At 75.2% G+C, this 23,194-nt stretch carries 17 protein-coding genes; 5 read left to right on the top strand and 12 right to left on the bottom strand.

The window, feature by feature from the left end; all coding sequences use genetic code 11:
* Window positions 1-225: 225 nt before the first annotated feature.
* A complete protein-coding gene (locus FH969_RS11760; RefSeq protein WP_139987360.1) occupies window positions 226-2,157 on the bottom strand; it encodes an ABC transporter ATP-binding protein in 1,932 nt (643 codons plus the stop codon).
* 136 nt (window positions 2,158-2,293) lie between these two features.
* On the opposite strand from FH969_RS11760, the gene FH969_RS11755 reads away from it, so the two are divergent.
* The 3 genes from FH969_RS11755 to FH969_RS11745 all read left to right on the top strand — a co-directional run bounded on the left by FH969_RS11755 (window position 2,294) and on the right by FH969_RS11745 (window position 6,145).
* Complete coding sequence (locus FH969_RS11755) at window positions 2,294-2,833, top strand: MarR family winged helix-turn-helix transcriptional regulator (protein WP_139987359.1); 540 nt, start codon at window positions 2,294-2,296, stop codon at window positions 2,831-2,833.
* A 213-nt stretch (window positions 2,834-3,046) separates the two neighbouring features.
* Window positions 3,047-3,511 (top strand): FtsX-like permease family protein, encoded by a 465-nt coding sequence (locus tag FH969_RS11750; protein WP_139987358.1) that lies wholly within the window; start codon window positions 3,047-3,049, stop codon window positions 3,509-3,511.
* Between the two features lie 102 nt (window positions 3,512-3,613).
* Window positions 3,614-6,145: a glycoside hydrolase family 31 protein gene (locus tag FH969_RS11745; RefSeq protein WP_139987357.1), complete on the top strand. Its 2,532-nt coding sequence runs from the start codon at window positions 3,614-3,616 to the stop codon at window positions 6,143-6,145.
* Between the two features lie 12 nt (window positions 6,146-6,157).
* Here the strand turns inward: FH969_RS11745 and FH969_RS11740 are convergent, their stop codons facing one another.
* From FH969_RS11740 to FH969_RS11710, 7 genes are all read right to left on the bottom strand, one after another.
* Window positions 6,158-6,634, bottom strand: coding sequence for a YybH family protein (locus FH969_RS11740; RefSeq protein WP_108718801.1), 477 nt, complete (start codon window positions 6,632-6,634; stop codon window positions 6,158-6,160).
* Window positions 6,635-6,906: 272 nt separating this feature from the next.
* On the bottom strand, window positions 6,907-7,842 hold the full coding sequence (locus FH969_RS11735; protein WP_234417446.1) for a PadR family transcriptional regulator: 936 nt from the start codon (window positions 7,840-7,842) through the stop codon (window positions 6,907-6,909).
* 141 nt (window positions 7,843-7,983) lie between these two features.
* The gene (locus tag FH969_RS11730; protein ID WP_108718800.1) at window positions 7,984-9,213 is read right to left on the bottom strand and encodes a DUF2235 domain-containing protein; all 1,230 of its coding nucleotides are present in this window, start codon (window positions 9,211-9,213) and stop codon (window positions 7,984-7,986) included.
* Window positions 9,214-9,239: 26 nt separating this feature from the next.
* Window positions 9,240-13,196, bottom strand: coding sequence for a CHAT domain-containing protein (locus FH969_RS11725; RefSeq protein WP_139987356.1), 3,957 nt, complete (start codon window positions 13,194-13,196; stop codon window positions 9,240-9,242).
* 152 nt (window positions 13,197-13,348) lie between these two features.
* Window positions 13,349-14,482 (bottom strand): ComEC/Rec2 family competence protein, encoded by a 1,134-nt coding sequence (locus FH969_RS11720; RefSeq protein ID WP_139987355.1) that lies wholly within the window; start codon window positions 14,480-14,482, stop codon window positions 13,349-13,351.
* A 190-nt stretch (window positions 14,483-14,672) separates the two neighbouring features.
* Window positions 14,673-15,209 (bottom strand): acyl-CoA thioesterase, encoded by a 537-nt coding sequence (locus FH969_RS11715; protein WP_108718797.1) that lies wholly within the window; start codon window positions 15,207-15,209, stop codon window positions 14,673-14,675.
* An 89-nt stretch (window positions 15,210-15,298) separates the two neighbouring features.
* Window positions 15,299-15,697, bottom strand: a complete 399-nt coding sequence (locus tag FH969_RS11710; protein ID WP_108718796.1) for a type II toxin-antitoxin system VapC family toxin — start codon at window positions 15,695-15,697, stop codon at window positions 15,299-15,301.
* A gap of 68 nt (window positions 15,698-15,765) precedes the next feature.
* Here FH969_RS11710 and FH969_RS11705 point away from each other — a divergent pair, with 68 nt between their 5' ends.
* Window positions 15,766-16,320, top strand: coding sequence for an alpha/beta hydrolase family protein (locus FH969_RS11705; RefSeq protein ID WP_139987354.1), 555 nt, complete (start codon window positions 15,766-15,768; stop codon window positions 16,318-16,320).
* Between the two features lie 94 nt (window positions 16,321-16,414).
* Here FH969_RS11705 and FH969_RS11700 read toward each other — a convergent pair whose 3' ends face one another.
* Window positions 16,415-17,107, bottom strand: coding sequence for a YggS family pyridoxal phosphate-dependent enzyme (locus FH969_RS11700; RefSeq protein WP_139987353.1), 693 nt, complete (start codon window positions 17,105-17,107; stop codon window positions 16,415-16,417).
* 835 nt (window positions 17,108-17,942) lie between these two features.
* Between FH969_RS11700 and FH969_RS11695 the strand changes: the two genes are divergently transcribed.
* Entirely contained in the window at window positions 17,943-18,542 is a 600-nt protein-coding gene (locus FH969_RS11695) for a MarR family transcriptional regulator (protein ID WP_139987352.1), read from the top strand.
* Between the two features lie 111 nt (window positions 18,543-18,653).
* Here FH969_RS11695 and FH969_RS11690 read toward each other — a convergent pair whose 3' ends face one another.
* From FH969_RS11690 to FH969_RS11680, 3 genes are all read right to left on the bottom strand, one after another.
* A complete protein-coding gene (locus tag FH969_RS11690) occupies window positions 18,654-19,865 on the bottom strand; it encodes an Nramp family divalent metal transporter (RefSeq protein ID WP_139987361.1) in 1,212 nt (403 codons plus the stop codon).
* A gap of 246 nt (window positions 19,866-20,111) precedes the next feature.
* Entirely contained in the window at window positions 20,112-21,167 is a 1,056-nt protein-coding gene (locus FH969_RS11685; protein WP_139987351.1) for an LLM class flavin-dependent oxidoreductase, read from the bottom strand.
* Window positions 21,164-23,098: a cation:proton antiporter gene (locus tag FH969_RS11680; RefSeq protein ID WP_139987350.1), complete on the bottom strand. Its 1,935-nt coding sequence runs from the start codon at window positions 23,096-23,098 to the stop codon at window positions 21,164-21,166. The genes FH969_RS11685 and FH969_RS11680 overlap by 4 nt, the downstream gene beginning before the upstream one ends.
* Between the last annotated feature and the right edge of the window lie 96 nt (window positions 23,099-23,194).

Genomic DNA, 23,194 nt, shown 5'->3' with positions numbered 1-23,194 from the left:
CGCGAGAGGAAGTCCGTCCTTTCGCGAGAGGAAGTCCGTCCTTTCGCGAGAGGAAGTCCGTCCTTTCGCGAGAGGAAGTCCGTCGGTCGCGGGCTGAAGTCCGCGGTCGCGGAGTCGTGCCGGCAACCGAGATCACCTCGCGAAAGGACCGAGATCCTCTCGCGAAAGGACGAAGATCCTCTCGCGAAAGGACCAAGATCACCTCGCGAAGGGTGGCCCGGCGGGTCAGGCGGCGGCGAGCCCCGCCGTCGTCCCCGCGTCTCGGACGAGCCGCGCGTAGGCGCCGCCGCGCGCGGGCAGCTCGACGTGCGAGCCGTGCTCGACGACCCGCCCGCCGTCCAGCACCGCGATCACGTCCGCGTCGCGCACCGTCGAGAGCCGGTGCGCGATCGTGATCGTCGTGCGCCCCGCCCGGGCCGCGTCCAGCGCGGCCTGCACCGCCCGCTCGGTCGTGTTGTCCAACGCCGAGGTCGCCTCGTCGAGCACCAGCACCCGCGGGTCCCGCAGCAAGGTCCGGGCGATCGCGACCCGCTGCCGCTCGCCGCCCGAGAACCGGTGCCCGCGCGCGCCCACCACGGTGTCGTACCCCTGGGGCAGCGCGGTCACGACGTCGTGCAGCTGCGCCGCGAGCGCGGCCGCCACGAGCTCGGCGTCGGTCGCGTCGGGCTTGGCCATCCGCAGGTTCTCCGCGACCGTGGCGTGCAGCAGGTAGGACTCCTGCGACACGACGCCGACCACCGCGGCGACGTCTGCGAGCCGCACGGAGCGCACGTCCACGCCGTCGATCCGCACGGCGCCGGACGTGACGTCGTGCAACCGCGGGACGAGCGAGGACAGCGTGGTCTTGCCCGATCCCGTCGCCCCGACCAGCGCGAGGTGCCCGCCGGCCGGGACGGCCAGCGACACGTGGGACACGGCGTCGCGCTCGGCGCCCGGGTAGCGGAACGTGACGTCGTCGAACGTCACGGACCCGCGCACCCGGTCCGCGGGGAACGGCACCGGGTCGGCCGGGTCGTCGATCTCGACCGGCAGGTCGAGGTACTCGAACAGCCGCGAGAACAGCGCGGTGGAGGCGGTGAGCTGGACGCCGACGTCGAGCAGCCCCTGCAGCGGCCGGAACAGCCCGCCCTGCAGCGCGGTGAACGCGACGAGCGTGCCGATCGTCATGCCACCGGCAGTGGCGGGCAGCCCGGCGGCCAGGTAGAGCAGCGCCGGCATCGCGGCGAACACCACGGTCATCGTGGCCATCCGCCACCGACCCGCGAGCTGCGCCGCGACCTCGAGGCCGAGCATCCCGCGGCTCGCCTCCGTGAAGCGGGACGCGAGCGAGGGGCCCGAGCCGAGCGTCTTGGACAGCAGCACGCCCGAGACCGACAGCGACTCCTCGACCTGACCGTTGAGGTCGGCAAGCGCGGCCTGGCGCCGCGCGGTGACGTCACGGCGCAGCGCCGCGACCTTGCGGCTCACCACGATCGCGACGGGGAGCACGAGCAGCGAGATGAGCGTGAGGCGCCAGCTCAGCGCGAGCATCGCGACGAGGGAGCCGATCACGGTGGTGACGTTGGCGGCGGCGGACGTCGCGCTGGAGGTCACCACGCCCTGCACGCCGGCGACGTCGTTGGTCAGCCGACTCGTCACTTCACCCGCACGCGTGCGGGTGAAGAAGTTGAGGTCCTGGCGCTGCAGGTGGCCGAAGAGGCGGGTGCGCAGGTCGTGCATGATGCGCTGCCCGACCCCGGTCGCGAGCCACGTCTGCAGCACCCCGATCACGGCGGTCACCGCGGCGACCGCCACGAGCGCGAGCACGCACCGCACCAGCAGCGCGAGGTCCTGGTGGGGCAGGGCGTCGTCGATGACGGCCTTGGTGAGGAACGGCGTCGCGAGCCCGATGAGCGACGACGCGACGATGAGGAGCACGACGACGGCGAGCCGCCCCCGGTGCGGAGCGAACAGTCCGGCGATCCGCCGGTAGGAGACGGGGTGCGCTCGGAGCTGCGCGAGGTCGGCGGGATCACGCCGGAGCGGCTCACGCGTCATCGGGTTGCCGCGGCCGGGGCCGCCGTGCGCGCCGCCGGAGCCGCCGGAGCGAGGGCCGGCCGAGACGCCGGGGGCGTGGGACGCGGGAGAGGAGGAGGTCGGGATCGTGGGCGCTGTCATGGCGCATCACCAGGCTTTCGAGTGTGGGAACGTGTCATCGTTTGGGAGGTATATCCTGAGGTTACCTCACAATGAGGCAGAGTGTCAATGCTCTGACCCGTCCCGGCCAGGGTCCGCCGACCCTAGGCTCGGCTGCATGACGGTCCACGGCCACACCGGCGTCCCCGAGACGGACCTCGTGCTCGCCGTCGCCCGCGCCCTGCGCCGCTCCGCCGGTGACGGCCTCGCCGCGCTCGACCTCACACCGCACGAGGCGCGCGCCCTGCGCGCGGTCGCCGGTCACGGACACGGCGGCGGTCGCGGGCCCGGCCGGCACGCGCCCGACGGCGAGCTACAGCCAGCGCCCGACGCCGAGGCCCAGTCAGCGCCCGACGGCGCACCCTCCCCCGCCCCCCGCCTCGCCGACATCGCGGCCGCCCTGCGGATCGCGCCGCGCTCGGCGACCGAGGTGATCGACCGCCTGCAGGACCGCGGCCTCGTCCAGCGCCGCCCGAGCGCGACCGACCGCCGCGCCGTCGAGGTCGTCCCGACGCCCGAGGGCCGCGCGGTGCTCGTCGAGGTCGAGCGGGTGTGGCGCACGTCGGCCGAGGCGTTCCTCGCGCCGCTGGACCGGGACGAGCGCACCACCCTGGCGGACCTGCTGCGGCGGCTGCTGCCGGAGGACCCGCGCCCGTAGGTCTCTCGACCCGGATCCGCCGGTGTGGTGGGTGGGTCGTGAGACGCGAATGCCCCTCTGGCCTGGGACGATGGGACTTGTCGACGGTCCTGTTCGTGCCTGGAGAAGGGCATGCGGTAAGTCAGAGTCTGTCATGTGAAGTCCGCGGTCTTCGGTGTCCGGTTGCGCGAGGGCAACTGGCCCTTCGCAGTTGAGGGTGTAGTGGGCGCTGGCGTGGCGGTTCTCGCCCTCGTCGGCGCGAGCGACCCCACGGTGCTTCAGGTTCGCTCCCCCGTCACCGTTGCCGAGCTGCGCGGCGAGATCGTGGGTGACCTCGCCTCCTTCGGCCGAGGTCTGCTCCTCCTCGTCCTCGGCGCCGGCACACTCCTCGTTGCGGTCGTCGTGCTCGCCGACACGCTCGTCCGCCGCACCGACATCGGACGCCGCCGCGCCCTCGGTGCCCCCCGCTGGGCCGTCGTCACGATCGTGGTCGGCCGCACTACGACCGCCGCGGTCCTGGGTGCTCTGGTGGGCACGGGCGTGACGTCGTTCTGGCTCCAGGTCACCGGCACGCACGTGAGCGTCGAGTTCACCTCGGCGATCGCGATACTCGCAGTCCTGGCAGCGACGCTGGGTGCGCTCGCACCCGCGATGTCGGCCGCCTGGCAGGACTCGGTCACAGTCCTGCGAACCCCGTGACGGCCGGCCCTCGACCGTGGTGGACGGGACGCCTCCCGCTGCGGACGACCCAGCATCGCACCTGCCGCCGCACCACCAGGCCCGCCCCGTAGGGTGGACGGCATGGTCGCGATGTCCGACGGGCGCCCCGCGCCCGCCCACCCCGACGCCGTCGTCACAGGCCGCACCTACCGCTTCACGGCGCTGACCAGCCGCCTCATCCGGATGGAGTGGCACCCGGACGGCGTGTTCGTCGACCGCCCGACGCAGGCCGTCGTGAGCCGCGCGTTCGACCCGCCGTGGCTCGACGTCGACGACGACGGCGAGCGCCTCAGCATCCGCACCGAGCACGTGCAGCTCGTCTACGACAAGGAGCGGTTCTCCACGGCCGGCCTCTCGGTCGCGCTGCACCGCGGCGCCCCCGACGCGCACTACGCGACGTGGCGCTACGGCCAGGAGATCCCCGGCACGCTCCCGCTGCGCGGCAACCTCGGCGGCACGGCGCGCACGCTCGACGAGGTCGACGGCGCGTGCCCGCTCGAGCCCGGCGTGCTCGCCGCCCACGGCTTCACGGTGCTGGACGACTCCGGCTCGGTGCTCATGTCGCAGGACGGCTGGATCGAGCCGCGCACGGGCGGCGGCCTCGACCTGTACCTGTTCGCGTACGGTCGCGACTTCCGCGCCGCGCTCACGGACTACCACCGCCTCACCGGCCCGGTCCCGCTGGTGCCGCGGTTCACGCTCGGCAACTGGTGGAGCCGTTACTGGCCGTACTCCGAGCCCGAGTACGTCGCGCTGATGGACGACTTCCGCGACCGCGGCCTGCCGTTCTCGGTGGCCGTCATCGACATGGACTGGCACGTGGTGGACGTCGACCCCGAGCTGGGCACGGGCTGGACGGGCTACACGTGGAACCGCGACCTGTTCCCCGACCCCGCGCGCTTCCTCGGCGCGCTGCACGAGCGTGGCCTCGCCGTCACGCTCAACGTCCACCCGGCCGACGGCATCCGGCGGCACGAGGAGGCCTACCCCGCGGTGGCCCGCGCGCTCGGCCTCGATCCCGAGTCGGGCGTGCCGGTGCCGTTCGACATCACCGACCGCGCTTTCGTCGACGCCTACTTCACCCACGTGCACCACCCGCGTGAGGCCGAGGGCGTGGACTTCTGGTGGCTGGACTGGCAGTCCGGCGGCGTCACCAACATTCCCGGCCTCGACCCGCTGTGGATGCTCAACCACCTGCACTTCACCGACTCCGGCCGCTCGACCCCGCAGCACCCCGAGGGCCGCCGCCCCCTCACGTTCTCGCGCTACGGCGGCCTCGGCAGCCACCGCTACCCGGTCGGCTTCTCGGGCGACACGATCACCACGTGGGCCTCGCTCGCGTTCCAGCCCTACTTCACGGCCACGGCCGCGAACATCGGCTACACGTGGTGGAGCCACGACATCGGCGGCCACATGTTCGGCGTGCGCGACGTCGAACTCGCCGTGCGCTGGTACCAGTTCGGCGTGTTCTCGCCGATCAACCGGCTGCACTCCTCCGCGAGCGCCTTCAACACCAAGGAGCCGTGGCGGTTCGGCCCGCGCGCCGAGGCCGTGATGTCGCGGTTCCTGCGGCTGCGTCACCTGCTCGTCCCGGCCCTCTACTCGGCCGCATGGTCCGCGCACACGGACGGCGTCGCAATCGTGCGCCCGATGTACCACGACGCCCCGAACGTCGGCGCGGCGCTCGAGGCCCGCGACCAGTACCTGCTCGGGCCCGACCTGCTCGTCGCGCCCGTCATCACGCCCGCCGATCCGTCGGCGCACCTCGCCGCGACGGGAGTCTGGCTGCCCGACGGCGAGTGGACCGACCTCTTCACCGGCGCCACCTACGCGGGCGGGCGCCGCGTGACGATGCACCGCGGGCTCGACACGATCCCCGTGCTCGCCCGGACCGGGACGGTGCTCCCGCTCGCGGCCGACCCCCTCGCGCCGGTCGACCGCAACCCCGAGGCGCTCGTGGTGCGCGTCTTCCCCGGCCGGGTCGGGACGTCGGGGCGCGGCACCTTCGTGCTCGTGGAGGACGACGGCGCGGGGTCGCCCACGGCGGACGACCGCCAGCAGACGCGGTTCGACCTCGCGTGGGAGACCGTCGACGACGCGCTCGACGTCACGCTGAGCATCCCGGCGCCGACCGGACCGGGCGTGCTGACCCGACGCCGGATCACGGTCGACCTCGTCGGCCCCGCCGGCGCGGACGCCGTCGAGCTGGCGCGCGCCGGGGGTGAGCGGATCGACGGACCGCTCGAGGGCACCGGCTCCGTGGTGGGCGGCGGCGCCGCGGTGGGCGCTCCCGCATCGCTCGCCGCCGAGGACCCGACGGCGATCCTCGGCCCCGCGCTCCGGCTCGACCTGGGCGAGCTCGACCTGGGCGACGGCGTACGCCTGCACGTGCGCGGCGCCCGCCCCCGGCGCAACTCGCTCGCCGACGACGCGTTCGCGCTGCTCGACGCCGCCGAGATCCCGTTCCACGCGAAGGAGCGGGCGTGGTCGGCGACGCAGCGGCTGTCGGGCGTGCCGCTCGTCGAGGAGCTCTCGACCGTGCCCGATCTTCCCGACGTGCTGCGCGCCGCGATCGTCGAGCTCGCGTCGGTGCACGCGGCGCACGCCGACTGACGCCCCTGGCGATCAGCCGAAGATCGCCTTCCCGGTCTCGAGCTCGATCGGCGCCGAGGTGTGCTCGTGCACGATGCGCCACACGCCGTCGTCGCCCTGGCGGACCACCCACGTCAGGCGGTTGATCATCGCGAAGGCGTCCTCGCCGTCGCCGGCCTCGCCACCCTCGACGGCGTAGCGCGCCCGGGCGTGCGCGGCCACGACCGGGCCGTCGCCGAGCACGGTGACATCGGTGATCTCGGCGATGTTCCGCTGCCCGGGCTCGAGCATGCCGAACCAGGACTCGACGCCGCGGCGCCAGGAGTCCAGGCCGACGCCCGACGCCGACATCGCGAGGTCGAAGACCACGACGTCCGGGTCGTAGAGCGTGAGGAACGCGTCGACGTCGAGCGCGCCGGCGCGCTCGGAGTAGGCACGGGCGAGCTGCACGACGGCGTCGCTCGCGGTGTCGGCGCGGATCACGTGGTCGGGTGCGGGGTGGTCGCTCATCGTGGCTCCTGCGTCTCGTCGGTGTCGGGTGCTCCCCCGGTTGACCGTCACGCGTGCGCGGACTCATCGGTCGGGCCGGCCGGGATCGCCGAGAATGCGCCTGGCAGCTCGAACGCGCCCGTCGAGCACCCCACCGCATGCTCGCGGATGGGAGCCGGGTGGGCCGGACGGGACCGAACGGGACGCCCGGAACGCGACGAACCCCGGCGCGCCGTGCGCCGGGGTTCGTGCTCTGCCGTGCGGCAGCGGGTGGTCGTCGGACCACCGGGGGTCTACTCGCCGAGCATCCGGTAGAGCTCGCGACGGAGCTCGTCCATCTTCTCGGCGGCGGCCTTGCGCTGCTCGGCCGTGCCGTCGGAGGCCACCTGGCGCAGCGCCGTCATGAGCTTGCGGCCCGAGACGAGGATGTCGCCCATCTCGGCCCAGTGCTCCTCGACCGGCGTCCACATCCGCTCGACCTCGGCGGCGTGCTCCGCGAGGTACGCGGTGCCCGCCTCGGTCACGGTGTACTGCGTGCCGCCGCCGCCGGAGCCGTTCTCGACCGGGGCGATGAGGCCCTCGTCGACCAGCTGGGCGAGCGTCGGGTAGACCGAGCCCGGGCTGGTGCGCCAGACGCCACCGCTGCGCTCCTCGATGCCCTTGATGAGGCCGTAGCCGTTGGACGGCGCCTCACCGAGCAGCGCGAGCAGCGCAAGCCGGACGTCACCCTTGCGGGCGCGGCCACGTCGGGAACCGGGTCCCCCGGGTCCGCCGTGCCCGCCCCGCCCACCGGGGCCGAAGCCGCGGTGCGCACCGGGGCCGAAGGCGGGGCCGAAGCCGGGACCGAACGGTCCCACGCCGGGGACGAACCCCGGGCCGAACGCCTCGGGGTCGAAGCCGAACGGGCCGCGGCGCCCGCCGCGGCCGGCCCGCTCACCGCGCTGGCCTCGGTCGCCTCGGTCGCCCCGGTCGCGCCCGCGACCACCGCGCTCGTCGGCGTCACGGACGTCCTCGAACCCCTCGCCGCCGGGCTCACCGTGCTCACCGGGGGTGCCCCAGTCCGTGTCGTCGGGTCCGAACCCGCCGCGCGGGTCGCCCGACTGCGGGCCGTACGCCCGCATCCCCGGGCCGCCGGCGAAGCCGCCGCGCCGTCCCGGTCGGCCCCCGCGTCGGGGGCCCTGTTCCGGGTGCTCACCCGGGTACTGACTCATCGTGTCGTGGTCACGCATCTCGTTCTCCTTGGATCGTCTGATCGGCTGTCCGATCGGTACCGACATATCGTGCGCCACCACTCACCCGACTGTCAACGATGTATCGCTATTGAGTCTCCGAGCGCGCGGAAGCCTCCTCCCCGCAGGAAAGCGGACCGCTCAGCGCGTCCGCACCACCTCGATGAGCTCCGGCAGCCGCGGCGCGTACCGCTGCGACCCCGGCAACCCAGCCGTCGCGTCCCGCCGCGCAAGAACCGACTCGTGGACGTCGTCGCCGTCGAGCACCACGCGCGTGCCCCAGCGGAACCCACCGAGCACCCACCACACGGCGGAGTTCGCGTGCAGCGGCGCCGACCAGCGCTCGCGCGGCAACGGCGGCAGGTCGGGCCCGCCGCGCTCGCGGGCGACACCGATCGCCTCCCGGTACTTGCGCGCGTCGACAAGCAGCCCCGCCGCTACGGCCTCGCGCACCATCCAGTCCAGCGCGATGTCGGCGACCTCCGCGTCCCCGCCCACGTCGCCGTGCGTCCCCGCGAACCACACCTCCTGCAGCCGCGGCAGCGGGCCCGGGGCCACCACGGGCGTCCCGTCCTTGAGCACCGCGGGCGTGGGTGCGGAGTCTGCCGCGAACCGCGACACCGGGAAGTGGAACCGGCGCTCGCCGAGCGCCATGGCGTGCCGCGCCGTCGTGACGTTGACGAGGTCGCGCGTGTAGGGCCAGCGCGCCTGGACGAACCCCGGCCGCCAGCCCGCCCAGCCGAACACGCCGGCCGTCTTCACCGTGTCCCACACGCCGAGGAACCGCACCTGGCGCTCGACGGTCTCGAAACGCGTGGTGAACTCCGCCGTCGGGCGGCCGAAGGTCCGCGTGAACCGCCGCGTGGTGTCCCAGTACGCCTTGCGCTTCGGGCTCGCCTCGTCGGGCGGCGTCTTCGCCCACAGCTTGACCGCGTACGGCACGAGGTTGCGCGCCGACGGACGCAGCAGGCCGACCGTCGCGAGCATCCCCGTCACCGCCCGGGCCGTGTAGGCGCCGCGCGAGAACCCGAACACGAAGATCCGGTCGCCCGGCTCGTAGGTGTCCACGAGCCAGCCGTACGCCTCCTCGACGTTGTCCTTGATCCCGTGACCCATCGCCATCTGCCCGAGCTTGGAGAAGAACCGGCCGAGCCGCGTCCACGCGCCGCGCGAGCCCATCGTGCCCACGCCCGGGTCGTAGTGGATGAGCTGCCGATCGTCGCGCTGCAACACCGAGTACAGCCGCACGACGTTCGTCCACGGCTTCTCCGGCTCGTTCGTCGTGCCGTCGAGGCACAGCACGAGGTTGCGGCCCGACGGCGAGCGCGCACCTCCCACGTTCGGCCCACCGACACCCACCGTCTCGCTCATCGCGTCCTCCCGCTGTTCTCGCGACCTCATCCGACCAGCACGAACGGCGCCCAGTAGCGCTCGGCGTCGCCGCCCAGCGCCTCGGGCTCGTCCTCGTCCCGCAGCGACGGGTCGTCGAGCAGGCCGCGCAGCAGCGCGGTCCCGGCACCGACCCCAGCACGGGTCCCGGTCCCGAGCCCGGCGCCCGCTCCCGCGCCGACCCCGGCGCCCGCTCCCGCGCCGACCCCCGCGCCGACCCCGCCACCCCGCCGGACGCCCCGCCGCTCCGCCACGTCGACGCCCAGCCCCTGGGCCGCCCCGCGCAGCGCATCGGCGTCGAGCGAGGCGACCTCACGCCCGGCGAGCGCGAGCGCGCGGGCGGGTGGCTCGCCGTCGGCCAGCCTGCGGTAGAGCGCGTGCACGAGGACGGGCGCGACGACGTCGTCGACCGGCCACATCGAGACGATCGCGCGGCGCACGCCCGAGCGCAGCAGCGCCCGCGTGAGCCCCACGAGGTCCCCCCCGAGCGTCGCGGTGCCGCGCGCGGTGTCGCACCCGGTGAGCACCGCGAGGTCGGTGCCGAACCGCTCGCCCGCGATCTCGGACACCGTCAGCTCGTCCGGTCCGGCGAGCACGAGCGCGGACGCGAACGGCGAGAGCTCGTCAAGCCGGCCGTGGCTCGCGACGTGCAGGAGGTCGCTCGCGTCCAGACGCGCGGTGACGGCAGCCTCGGTGGCGGCGTCCCCGAGCAGCAGCGCGCCGGGCCCGAGCCCCAGCGCGGCGGCCACGGCGCGCGCCTCCGCCTCGGCGCCTGGCAGGCGCCGCAGCCCCGGCCGAGCGGCCGGGTCGAACGCGGGATCGCCGACGACGAGCGGCCGTCGCGCGCGGACCGGTGCCTCGGCGTCGGGCCCGAACGCATCGGTCGCGCGCAGCGCGTAGGACACCACGTGCGTCGCCGCGAGCGGCACGCCGCCCGTGCGCAGGACGTGGAACGGCACGACGGCGAGCGATCCGAACGGCACGACGACCACGCGTTCGTGCGTGTCCAGCTCCGCGCGCCAGGGCCCGAGCACGAGCTCGGAGACCTGCGCGAGCGCCGCCGGGTCGGCGTGCCCGGCCGCGCACGACGCGTGCAGCCGACGCGTGAGCTCGGCGAGCTCGCGCCGCGGACAGGGGGTCGTCGTCGTGCGCACCCCCTCGCGCGTCACGGCCCACCCGAGGACCTCGTCGCTCGTGGTGAGGTACTCCAGCAGCACGGTGTCCGGCGGCATCCGCGCGCGGATCGCGTCGGGGTCCTCGGGCTGCCGCGGTGCCGCACGGCGCAGCAGGATGCCCGGACGACGCGCGTCCAGGTCGCGCTCGGCGCCGGCGAGCGCGGCGTCGGCGGCGTCGAGGTCGGCGAACGCGTCGTCCGCGACGCCGGCTCCGGCGACCCGCGCGAGGACGCGACCGGCCGCCACCGAGTAGTCGGCCGCCGCGCGCCGCCAGCGGTGCAGGGTCACGTCGGCGTCAGGAGCGCCGTCGGCATCGGCACCAGCGTCGGGAGCGCCGTCGGATCCGCCGCCGGGTGCGCGACCGTCGCCGTCGCCCTCGACCCCCACGCCGGCGCTGAGCAGCCGCAACCGCTCCACCGACATGAGCCCGAGCGACGGCGCCTGCGGTCCGCCCACGGCGAGCGCCGCCCGGGCCAGGACCCCGTACAGCGCGGCGACGTCGGGCTGGTCGCACGCATCGAGACGGTCGGGGTCCCGGACGAGCTCGGCGACGAACGCCTCGAGCTGCGCGACCCCGGCGCGCGCGGTGTCCCACGCCTGCGCCACGCGACCGAGCGCGAGCTCGACCTCGGCCCGCGGCAGCGCGTCCTGCCACGTGAGCGGGCCGACAGCACCTGCGGCGTCCATCGCCTGGAGCGCGGCGGCGGCCCGCTGGTGGTCGCCGGCCGCCGCCGCGAGCGTGGCGACCACCGGGAGCGGCAGGCTGCCCGCCGTCGCCCGCTCGGCGATGGCCTCGCGCGCCCGGTCCAGGCGGCGCGAGCGGACGAGCACCACGGGCAGCAGGTAGGCGGGCGCGTCGGGGTGTGCCGCGGCCACCGCCGCGGCGTCGAGGTACTGCTCGGCGACGTCCGGCCGCCCCGACCCGAGCGCCACCTCGGCGCACGCGAGCGGCGTGAGCGCCTCGGCGAGCCGGGTCGCCTCGCGCGCCGAGCGCCGCACCATCCGCGCCGTGAACAGGCGCATCGCCGCGGGGTCCGCCGCCCCGACGCCGCCCGCGGTCAGCTCGGCCCAGCGCCGCTGCAGCTCCTCGGGCGTGGCCGGCAGGGGCGCGTCGTCGGGAGGCACGACGGCGTCGATCGCCTCGACCACGGCGCTCACCTGGTCGCGGAGCAGGGTCAGGCGGTCGGCGACCTGCGCGGCGGACGGCCCGCGCAGCCGGCGGTTGAGCGCGTCGACGAGCACGGTCGCGGCGCTGCTGCGCTCCTCGACGGCGGCGACGAACGCGTCGTCCAGCACGGGCGCCGTCGGCGGATCGGCACCTGGCGCCGCCGCGGCACCGCTCGCGGACGAGGCGCCGGCGGGCGCCGGCGTCCGGTCGCCGGCAGCCGACCCCGCAGCAGCGGACACGCGAGCCGCCGCGCCGGACGCCGGCGGCGCGGAGAGCATCGACCCGAACGCGCGCTCGAGCCGCAGCTGCGCGTTCACCGCGAGGTTGGATGCCGAGTCCGCCTGCGCCATCGCACCGAGCACCTGGCGCGGGGAGAAGTCCGGATCCACGGCGCGCACCACCGCAGCCGCGGTCGCCGCCACCCGGCCGCGCGCCGGGCTGCCTCCGGCATAGCAGGAGCCCGCGAACCGTTCCAGCAGCAGCGAGAGCCCCACGCACCAGCTGCGGCTGCCGACCGAGCCGCCCCACGCGACGACGTCGGCGATCGGCCCGGTGGTCGGCGGCCGCCAGCCACCACCGAGGTCGACGGCGTGCTGGGTGAGGCGCCCGGCGTCGACGTCGGCGATCACGCGGTGCACGAGGACGAGGCGTTCGAGCGCGCCGTCGCCCGCGGCCCGCGCGCACGACAGCGCGGTGTCGAGCTCGGTGAGGCGCTCGCCGTCGCGCCCCGCCGCCCGCGCGAGCAGCGCATGCCGGAGTGCGATCGCGGCGGTGAGCCGCGGGACGTCCTGGCGCGCACCGAGGAGCGCGCGGGCCGCTCCCCAGCACCGCGCTGAACCCAGCAGGTCGAAGGCGGGCGGCGGGATCGGCTGCGGGGCGAGGTCCCAGCCCATCGCCTCCGCGGACGACCCGGGCGTGCCGTACGCGTCCCCCTCGACGAGGAACGAGAGCGACGCCTGCGCCGGGTCGACGGCCGACGAGCGCGCGACCTGGAGCCGGTCGAACCAGCCCGGGTTCCGGGCGCGGCGCAGCAGGTCGGCGCCCGCGAGCACGGCCCACCACGCCAGCGGCTGCTGACCGCGGCTCGACGCCCACGAGGCAAGGTCGTCGAGCTGTCCGAGCGCACTGCCGAGCACCTGGCCCAGGACCGGGTCGCCCGAGCGCACCGCGCCCTCGACGAGCACCCGCGCGGCGAGCAGCGCAGGCGGCCCCTGGGCGACGACCCGCTCGAGCAGCTCCTCCTCCGGAGTGCCCGGGGTGGGCACGACCACGCTGAACTCGTCCAACCGTCGGAACACCCCTCCGACGTTGCCGGGGTACCAGTTGGCCTCGAGCTGCTGCACCCACGCGGTGAGCGCCGCGACGACACGCGGGGAGAGCGGCGAGCGCGCCGGCGACCCCCAGCGCGGGGTGGTCGGTACCGCGTCCGCGCTCCCCGCGGACCGCAGCAGCGCGAGAGCACGGCGCGGTTCGCCGGCCAGGAGCGCGGCGACGACGGCGTCGCGCCCGGCGGCGGGGTCACGAGGCTCGACGGCGAGCCTCGCCAGTGCCGCCTGCAGCGTCGGCCCGGGCACGGCGCGCAGGTCCTCGCTGACGAGCGACGCCAGGGGGACCATCTGCATGGCGCCCCGCGGCGCCAGGCCCGGCGTGTGGTGAAGGTCCGTCGCAGCGGTCGGGCCCGCGGCCGCGCCTGGCAACGGCCCCCACGCGCGGGCCGCGTCGGGCGCCCCGGACGGGTCGGCCGGGGGGATCGGTCCCCACCCGCGCGGGCTGGTCACGTGCGCTCCGGAAGCTCCACGACGATGCCGTGCTCGCCGTCGCCGGTGTGCTCGTCGTCCGCGCCTGCGGCGGGGAGATGCGCGGTGAACCCGTACCGCGCCTGCAGTGCGGGCTCGGCCCACCGCTGCGTGCGCGGCGTGCGGTAGTTGAACCACAGCTCGGCGCCGCGGGGCGCGCCGAGGACGACCCGTGCGAGCGCGGCATCGTCGGGGTGGTTGAACGTGTCGCCGTTGGTCGAGACGAGGTAGTGCCGGGCGGGCGCCGCCTGCACGAGCGCCGCGAGCACGTTGTTGACGCTGCCGTGGTGCGGCAGCTTGACCAGGTCCACGGGCACGTTCTCGCTCCCGCGCTCGACGGCGAGCATCGCCAGCGAGAGCGCCAGCACGTTCCCGAACGCGTCGCCGGACAGCACCGCGCTCGCGCCGCGGTGCTCGAGCAGGAACGCGATGCTGCTGCCGTTCGGGGCCGAGGGGTCGCGCGTGGTCGGGCCGGGCAGGAGGTCCTCGAGGTCGCCGAGCGGGGGCGGCGCCATCGGCGGGGCCACGCCGAGCTCGGGTCCGCGGTGCAGCTCCTCCTCGACCTCGTTCCACTTGCGACCGAGCACGCGCAGCCGCGTCGGGGTGGGCGAGAGGATCGTGAGGCGCGGGCCGCCGGGGACCTCGATCACCGGGAGGGGCGTGCCGGTGCGGCCGGCGTCGGGCGGGTCGGGGCAACGCACGGGTCCGCCGCCGAACGCCACGTTCCACGGCAGTGGCGCCGCGCGCAGCCCGGGGGTGGCGCCGGTGAGCGCGCTGACGACGGTGTCGCCCTGCGCGGTGCTGCGCATCTTCCCGGCCGGGACGAGGTGCCGCGCCCCGTTGAACCAGAAGTCGCCCACGTCGCGCGCGTGCGGGCTGAGCACGAACGGGATGAACCCGCCGATGTGGTCGGAGTCGATGTGGGTGACGACGGAGACGTCGATCGCCGGGTCGGCCAGCGCCTGCAGCCGCGCCTCGAGGCGCGGCCAGGTGTCGGGCGGGCCGCCGTCGACGAGCATCCGCCAGGGCCGCGTCCCCTCGCGCGGGCACTCCACGAGCAGGCAGTCGCCCAGCCGTGCGGGCAGCGCCTCGATGCGGATCGCGGTGGCCATGCGACCTCCCCCGGTGGCGGGCACGGCGACGTCGTGAGCACACCGTAGCGACGCACCCGCACGACGGCGAGGACTGGTCGGGCGGACCTTCTCGCCCGATCGGGTGGGTCGACCCGGCGGCCGGGCGCGCGCCCGCGTGGATCTGCCGTCAGGGGTGGGCCGCCAGGTGCGGGCCGTCAGGGGCCCGCCGTCACCAGCCGCGCAGGACCGGCTCCGCGTCGGTGTGGGCGGCGAGGACTGCACGCTCGTCCTCGGCGAACGGCTGCGGGCGACCGCTCGCGCGGTCGACCTGCACCATGCGGGACCGCGCCAGGAGGTAGGTGCGGGGCTCACGGGCGCGGGTTGCGCCGTCGGGGGCCGCGCCGTCGGGGGCCGCGGCGTCGGGCGCTGCGTCGTCAGAGCCCGCGCCGACGGGCGTCCCGCGATCGCTGGCGCCCCCGGTGACCTCGTACCCGAAGTCGACCGAGGACGAACCCACCCGGCTGACCCAGACCTCCACGGCGAGCGGGTCGGGTGTGAAGGGGACCGGAGCGAGGTAGTCGATCTCGTTCTTCACGACGACGAGCACGGCGTCCGTCACGGTGCCGGAGCCGTCGACGCCCATGAGCGGGAAGGCCGCGAACCGGGCGTCGTCGAGGAAGCGCAGGAAGGCGGCGTTGTTGACGTGGCCGAAGAGGTCGATGTCGGACCACCGCACGGGCAGCACGACGCGAGCGCGGGAGGTCATGGGCCATTGTGCGCCGCCGCGGGTGGCGGCCGGGTCATATCGGAGCGGCCGAGGTGGACGACCGGCTGCTCCGTCGCGACCTAGCCTGGCTAGACCCGGACGATTCCGGGACCCCCGACGGAGGCGATGACGTCGTAGTCCGAGTCGTGCGTCACGACGTCGAGTCCCTCCGCGAGAGCGATCGCGGCGATCCACAGATCGTTGACGTTCGCTCGGCGACCTTCCTCCGCCAACCGGACCCGCAGCGTCGCCCACGCGCGGGCGGCCTCGACCGTGATCGGCAGCGGGGTGACCTGGGACGCTGTCGCGAGCGTCGCCATCCGCCGGGCACGCACCTCGGTGTCCGGCGCCGAGAGCACGCCGACCTGGAGCTCCGCGATCGTCACCACGCTGACAGCGGACTCGGCCGGGAGAGCATCGACGTCGAGAGGTCGACCGTCCTCGCGGGCGATGAAGACGCTGGTGTCGAGGAGACCGGGCCTCGGCACGGGGCTACCGGGCAAGGGAGTCGTCGAGATCCCAGGAGCAACGCCTCCGCGCGGCTACGGTCGGATCCATGCCGATCGCCGGACTGCTGGTCTACCCGGGCGCGAGCGCGGGTCGGGACAACCGCACCCTCATCGCCCTCGAGCACGGCCTGGCGCCCCTGCCGGTGCGGCGGTCGGAGTTCGCCAACCGAGCTGCCGGCCGGGGCGGACCGGAGAAGCCGGAGCTCGCCGTCGCGCACGTGGTCTCCGAGGCGCACGCGTTCGCGGCCGAGCTGGGCGTCCCGCTCGGCCAGCTCGCGGTCGGCGGACGCAGCTTCGGCGGCCGGATGGCGTCCGTCGCGGTGGCGCAGGGCCTCGCAGTCGGGGCTCTCGTGCTGCTCTCCTACCCGCTGCACCCACCGGGCCGGCCGGAGCAGCTCCGGATCGCGCACCTGCCACAGGTCGCCGTCCCGACCCTTGCGGTGTCGGGCGCGGCCGACCCGTTCGGGACGCCCGAGGAGCTGCGTACGCGCCTGGGCGAGGCGCCCGGACCGGTGACGTTCGCCGTCGTGCCGGGCAACCACTCCCCCGCGGACGGCCGGGTGGTGGAGCTGGTCCGGGACTGGCTCGCCAGCCTCGAGTGAGTGACCGCCTCGACCGGGCGGAGGCGTGCTCAGCAACGGCCTCGACCGGGCGGAGGCGTGCTCAGCAGGACCCCGACCGAGCCTCGACGGTCGCTCAGCGACGCCCGAACAGCGCGGTGCCGATGCGCACCGTGGTGGCGCCCTCTGCAATCGCAAGTGGGAAGTCCGCAGACATCCCCATCGAGAGCTCCGCAGAGTCGACGCCGTCGATCGCGGCGTCGCGCAGTCGCTCCCGCGTCTCGGCGAGCGCGCGGAAGCAGCGCCGGGTCTCCGCTTCGTCGCCACCGAGCGTCGCGATCGTCATGAGCCCGCGCACCCGCAGTCGGTCGTGCGCCGCCACGACGCGGGCGAGCGCCACGGCCTCGTCCGGCGCCACACCCGACTTGGCCTCCTCGCCCGAGGTGTTGACCTGCACGAGCACGTCGAGCGTGCGGTCGACGGCGTCGAGGCGGCGCTGCAGTGCGTCCGCGAGCTCGACGCGGTCCAGCGACTGCAGCTCGTGCGCGTAGCGGGCGACGTCGCGCGCCTTGTTCGACTGCAGCGGCCCGATGAAGACCCAGCGCGGGACAGGGTCCCGGTCCGCGAGCGCCTCGGCCTTCGCCACGAGTTCCTGCGCGCGCGACTCGCCGAGGTCGCGGCAGCCCGCCTCGAGCGCCGCACGCACGTCCTCGACCGGGAACGTCTTGCTCACCGCGACCAGCCGGATCTCCGCCGGATCGCGCCCGACGGCGAGCGCGGCCTCCGCGATCTGCGTGCGGACGAGGGCGAGCCGGGCGGCGAGGGACATGGCCCCAGGATCCCACCGGCTCAGTTGAGCCGCCCGCGGCCGACGCGCGGAGGCCGGCTACGTCCGTCGCGCCAGCGTGCGGTCGCGACCATCCGACGCGCGAACGCCGGCCACGTCCGACGCGCTGACGCGGGCTGGGGCGGACGCGCTGACGCGGGCTGGGGCGGACGCGCTGACGCGGGCTGGGGCGGACGCGCTGACGCCGGCTGCGGCCGGCGCGCCAACGCTCGCTGCATCCGTGGCGCCCGCCCGCGGCCGCGATTGTCCGACGCGCTCCCGCACGGACGCGCCTGACAGCCGCGCCTGAAAGCACTGTCACTGCCCTCCGCAGCCCTTCAGCACCCTTGACGGCTCACCAGTCGCATGATTCCGCCACTTGTGAGCGCCGAGGAGCGAACTGCCCGAGCCGTTCGATCGACTACACAGCCACAGCGCTGTGGCTGTGCACTTCACGGGGAACGATCGCAGCTCGCACGGTTCGGGCGACAAAGTGGCGCGATCCTGCGGTTCCTGCGGCGGTCCGGCGGACTTTCAGTCGACCCGTCGAGTAACAGCGCTGTCAGTCGCCCGGTGGTTGAGCGGCACCACCGCGGTTGTCCCCATCCGAACGGGGTGCGTCTGATCCAGGGCCCGTCCACAGCGGGGTCGCCCGGGCGGGTGGCGACTCCGTACGGTCGGCGCAGGCTGGACGCTCAGCGCAGGCTCGCACGCTCAGCGCAGGCTCGCACTGGTCGGCGCAGGCTCGCACGGTCGTCGCAGGCTCGCACGCTCAGCGCAGGCTCGCACGGTCGGCGCACCCGCGTTCCGCCGGAGCCACCGAGGCGAGGAGACACCGATGACGACGAAGCCGGGACGGAGACCGCAACCGTCCGCCGCGCGAGGGCCGAGCGACGCCGAGAGCCCGCGCCACGCCGTCGGGCAGCTGGCGTGGACGCCCCTGTGGGAGCAGCTCGCGGCGCTCGAACGCTCCCTCGACGATCTGCGCGACGTGGTCGACCTCCCGGCACTCCGACCACGTTTCACGCGCGCCCTGATCGTCCTGCGCCACCACCCGGGAGCCGCCGTCCGAGACGTCGCGGCGGCGCTGGGTGCGACGCACTCCGCGACGTCGCAGACGCTCGCGATGTTGCGCTCGCTAGGCCTGGTCGACGGCGAGCTCCGGACCAAGCCCGCGTGGATGCAGGGCGGGGTGAGACCTGACGGGACGCCGGAGTCGCTGTATCCGCGGCGCCGAGAGCACTACCTCACGGAGGCGGGCGTGGGGGCCGCCGAGCGCGTCGAGGAGGCGCTCACGGCCCGACTGTCCGCTCTGGCGGCCCTCTTCCACGAGGTGCGGGCGCCAGCGTTCGCAGAGCGACTGGACCACGCGCTGTGCGGGCGGACGCTGACGGATCGCACGTGGGACGCACTCCCCCGCCCGGAAACGGCCGCCTGAGCTCTCCCGACCCAGACGCTCCCAACGCAGACAACCCCGGCCCCGCCGCTCCCGACCCAGGCGTCCTCAGCGCCGCAGGCCGTAGGTCGCTCGGGACTGACGTGGAAAGGCTCAGCCCGCGACGGTGAGCACCACGAGCGCGACGTTGAGAGCCACGACGAGCGCGACCACCACCCACGCCGCCGCGAGCAGCCAGCCGGTCACCCGCCACGCGCCCATGAGGTCGCGCGCGGCCACCAGGCGCAGCAGCGGGACCAGCGCGAACGGGATCCCGAGCGACAGCACGACCTGGGACAGCACGAGCGCCCACGTCGGGTCGATCCCGACGGCGAGCACCACCACCGCGGGCACGATCGTCACCGCGCGGCGCACCACCAGGGGGACCCGCACGTGCAGCAGGCCGCCCGCGATCGAACCTCCCGCGTACGCCCCGACGGCCGTCGACGCGAGTCCCGAGGCCAGCAGCCCGACGGCGAACGCGGTCCCGATCCCCGCGCCCAGCGCCTGCGCGATCACCGCGTGCGCGCCCTCGATCGTGTCCGTGCCGGGCTGCCCGGGCAGGCTGGCTGCGGCCAGCACGAGCATCGCGACGTTGACCGTGCCGGCGACGAGCAGCGCGACGAGCACGTCCCACCGGGTCGCCCGCAGGAGCTGGGCGAGTCGGCGGTCTCGGCCCGCACCTCGGAGCGCGTCTCGCGGGACGTGACGGTCGCGGGCGAGCGCCGAGTGCGCGTAGATCGCGTGCGGCATCACGGTCGCGCCGAGCATCGACGCCGCGAGCAGGACGGTGTCGGGCCCCGCGAACCGCGGCACGAGCCCGGACGCGAGGTCGCCCGCGTCGATCGGCGCGACGAACAGCCCTGCGAGGAAGCCGACCGCCAGCACGGCGAGCAGCGCCACGATGACGCCCTCGAACGCGCGCTGCCCCCGACGGGTCTGCACCGCCAGCAGCCCCATCGACGCCAGCCCCACGATCACGCCGCCCAGCGGGAGGGGGACGCCGAACAGCATCTGCAGTGCGATCGCACCGCCGATCACCTCGGCGAGGTCCGTCGCGATCGCGACGATCTCGGCCTGCAGGCACGCCGCGCGCCGCGGCCACCTCCGGTACCGCTCGCCCATGAGCTCCGCAAGTGAGCGCCCGGTGACGAGACCGAGGCGTGCCGTGAGGTACTGCACGAGCACGGCCATCGCGCTGCCGGCCACGAGGACCCACAGCAGCAGGTAGCCGTAACGCGCACCCGCCGTGACGTTCGCGGCGACGTTGCCCGGATCGACGTACGCCACGGCCGCCACGAACGCGGGTCCGAGCAGCCGCGCCAGCGCGGCATACCCGCCGCGCGGGGTCCGACCGGGCGCGCCGTCGGGAGCAGACGCCTCGGCACCGCGGCTCACGCCGTCATCGGCACCGGCACCGAGGCCAGCACCGGCACCGAGGCCAGCACCGGCACCGAGGCCGGCATCGGGGCTGAGACCGGCCCCGCCGGACAGCGGTGCGGACGCGGGTGAGGTCGAGCGCTCGGGCACGAGAGTTAGGCTAGCCGAACTCTCACTGTCCTATCCCCGAAGTCAGGTGCCGAGGACGCGAGCGAACGTCTCCAGGGCGCCGAGGCGGTCGTCGCCGACGGGCGTGAGGACGACGCTCGTCGCACCCGCGTCGTGCCGCGCCGCGACGCCCGCGCGGACCTGATCGGGCGTGCCGGCCAGCGCCAGGTCCGCCAGCCACTCCGACGGCAGCGCGGCCCCGAACGCCTGCGGCGAACCGGTGCGCTCCCGCAGCGCGGTGAGCTCCGCCGCGAACGGCAGCCGCGCCACGTGCGGCGCCCAGTCCGGCTCGCCGATCCACGCCAGCGCGGGACGCACGACGGCGTAGGCCGCCTCGGGTTCGTCGGCCACCGCCGCGGCGTCGTACGCCATGACCTCCCGACGCGCGCCGTCAGCCCCGACCGGACCGCCGAGCTGCTCGATCGCCGCCGCGACGTACGTCGGCGGGGACGGCTCGGCCAGGAGCACGCCGTCGGCGACCCGACCGGCCACGGCCATCGACCGCGGCCCGCGCACCCCGAGCACCACCGGCGGCGCGACGTCCGGCACCTCGCCGATCTGCACGTCGTGCAGCGTGACGTACCGGCCCTGCGTGGCGACCCGCTCGCCGCGCAGCAGCGCCCGCAGGGCCGTCGTGTACTCCGTCAACAGGGTGACAGGGCTCGCGGGCCACGCGTCGACGTCGCGCATCCACCCCGGCATGCCGTGGCCGATGCCCGCGACGAGCCGCCCGGGGAAGAGGTGCGCGAGCGTCGCGAGCTCCATCGCTGCGAACGCGACGTTGCGCGCGCCGGTCGGCAGGATCCCGAGGCCGACCGTGATCCGCTCGGTCGCGGCCAGCACCGCGCCCGCCTGCGCGATCCCGCCGCGGAACCCGAGGTCCTCGACGACCCAGAGCTCCTCGAAGCCGAGCTCCTCCGCTCGGCGGACGAACGGCAGCACCTGAGCGACGGGGAGGTCGCGCGGGAGCATCACCCCGACGCGCCGGGGTGCGGCTGGAACGGGTGGCACGGCGGGGCGGGCTGAGCCGCCCGGAACGGTCGTGGCGCGCGCGTCGCTCGCCTCGTCGGTGTCGGTCATGTGGTCCTCTCCGGGTCGTCGAGTGCTGCGAGGTCCTGGGCCGCGCCGCCGGGCAGCCCACCACCGGGCAGCCCACCACCGGGCAGCCCACCACCGGGCAGCCCACCACCGGGCAGCCCACCGTCGGGCAGCTCGCCGTCGCGCGCCTCGCCGTCGGACAGCTCGCCGTCGGGCGCGGCGCCGTCGTCGGGCACGTCCTCCGGAGCCTCGCCGGTCTCCTCCTCGGCCTCGCGCACGTCCGCCTCGCGCTGCATCTCCAGCGCGATCTGCTGCGCGTCGAGCGCCGCGAGCGCGTGGGTCAGGGTGCCGGACGAGAAGGCTCCGGCGTCGCGCGCCTGCACGAGGCTCTCGCGCTGCGCCTCGATCATGTGCAGCCGCACCTCCTGCACCCGGGCGCGCGACGGCGCGGCGGACTCGGGCCGCGCGATGCGCCCGACCTGTCGGCGGATCTGCTCGGCGACCTCCGGGTCGGCCGCCTCGGTGAGCGCGGCGAACGCCGCGGCGCGCAGGTGCCGGTCCAGCCGCTCGTTCTCGGCCGCGAGGTCCTCGGGCGAGACGCGCGCGGGCCGCAGCAGCCGCACCACCAGCCCGAGCGTCCCGCCCTGAAGCAGCAGCGAGCTCGCCGCGACCACGAACGCGACGAAGACGAGCAGCGAGCGGTGCGGCACCGACGTCGGCAGCGTCTGCGCCGCCACCACCGTGACCACGCCGCGCATGCCGGCCCACGTGAGCACCCCGCCCTCGCGCCAGCCGAACGGCGCGGCGTCGTAGTAGTCCAGGTCGTACTGCTTGCGGGTCACCCGCAGCCGCATCGAGGCGAAGGACCGCGGTCCGCGCCGGTGCCGGTCGTCCTCGTGCGGCTCGTGCGCGGCCGCCTCCTCCAGCTCGGTGAGCCGGGAGTCGATCGCCGTGAGCCGCTCGCGCAGGTCGCCGCTGCGCCGCTGACGCCGGTTGAGGGACACGAGCACCGCGGTCACGTACACGAGCCGCACCCCGAGCACGGCGACCAGGCCGACGAACGCCACCCACAGCCCGGTGACGGCGAGCGAGGAACCGCCCAGGTCGGCCACGATCGCCGTCATCTCCAGGCCCATGAGGAGGAAGACCGACCCCTCCAGCACGAGCGAGATCGTGCGCCACGACACCGCCTCGGCCGCGCGGTGCGCCGGCCGGATGTGGTGCACCGCGCCGTGCCCCGTCACGAGCCCCGCCACGACGGCGGCGACGAGCCCGGAGGAGTTCAGCAGGGTCGCCGGCACCGACGCGAGGAACGGCACGGCGAACGAGAGCACGGTGTTCGCCGAGGCGTCCGAGACGCGGGCGCGCACGAGCAGGTTGAGCCGTCCCACGACGGCGCCGATCACCACGGCCACCGCGACCGACCAGACGAAGTCGCCGAGCACCTGGCCCGCCTCCCGCTGGCCCACGAGCGCGACGGCGACGGCGGAGCGCAGCAGCACGAGCGCCGTCGCGTCGTTGAGCAGGGACTCGCCCTCCAGGACTGAGGTGATCCGAGGCGAGACGCCCACCTCCCGCACGATCGAGGTGGCGACGGCGTCGGTGGGGCTGACGATCGCGCCGAGCGCGATGCCCGCAGCCAGCGGCAGACCGGGGATGAGCGCGGTGAACAGGAACCCGAGCGCCACCGCGCTCACGGCCACGAGCAGCACCGACATCCCACCGATGAGGCGGAAGTCGCGGCGGAAGTCCATGGTCGGCGTCGAGACGGCGGTGGCGTACAGGAGCGGCGGGAGGATGCCCTCTAGCACGACGTCCGGGTTCAGCGTCACCTCGGGCACCGCGGGGATGAGGCTCACCGCGAGCCCGAGGATCACGAGCACGAGCGGCGCGGCGATCCGCAGCCGCGGCGCGAGCGAGGTGGTGAAGGCGATCGTCAGCAGGCCGACGACGGCGACGACGAGGATCTCCACCCCCTCACCCTGGCACGGGGGCGGGTGACGCGGGCCGCGGGCTTGAGGCCGGAGGGCACGGGGGCGGGTGACGCGGGCCGCGGGCTTGAGGCCGGA

This window comes from Miniimonas arenae (assembly GCF_006351005.1).
Taxonomy (GTDB): domain Bacteria; phylum Actinomycetota; class Actinomycetes; order Actinomycetales; family Beutenbergiaceae; genus Miniimonas; species Miniimonas arenae.
The sequence above is the reverse complement of the archived record's forward strand: the minus strand, read 5'-3'. Positions and strand labels throughout refer to the sequence as shown.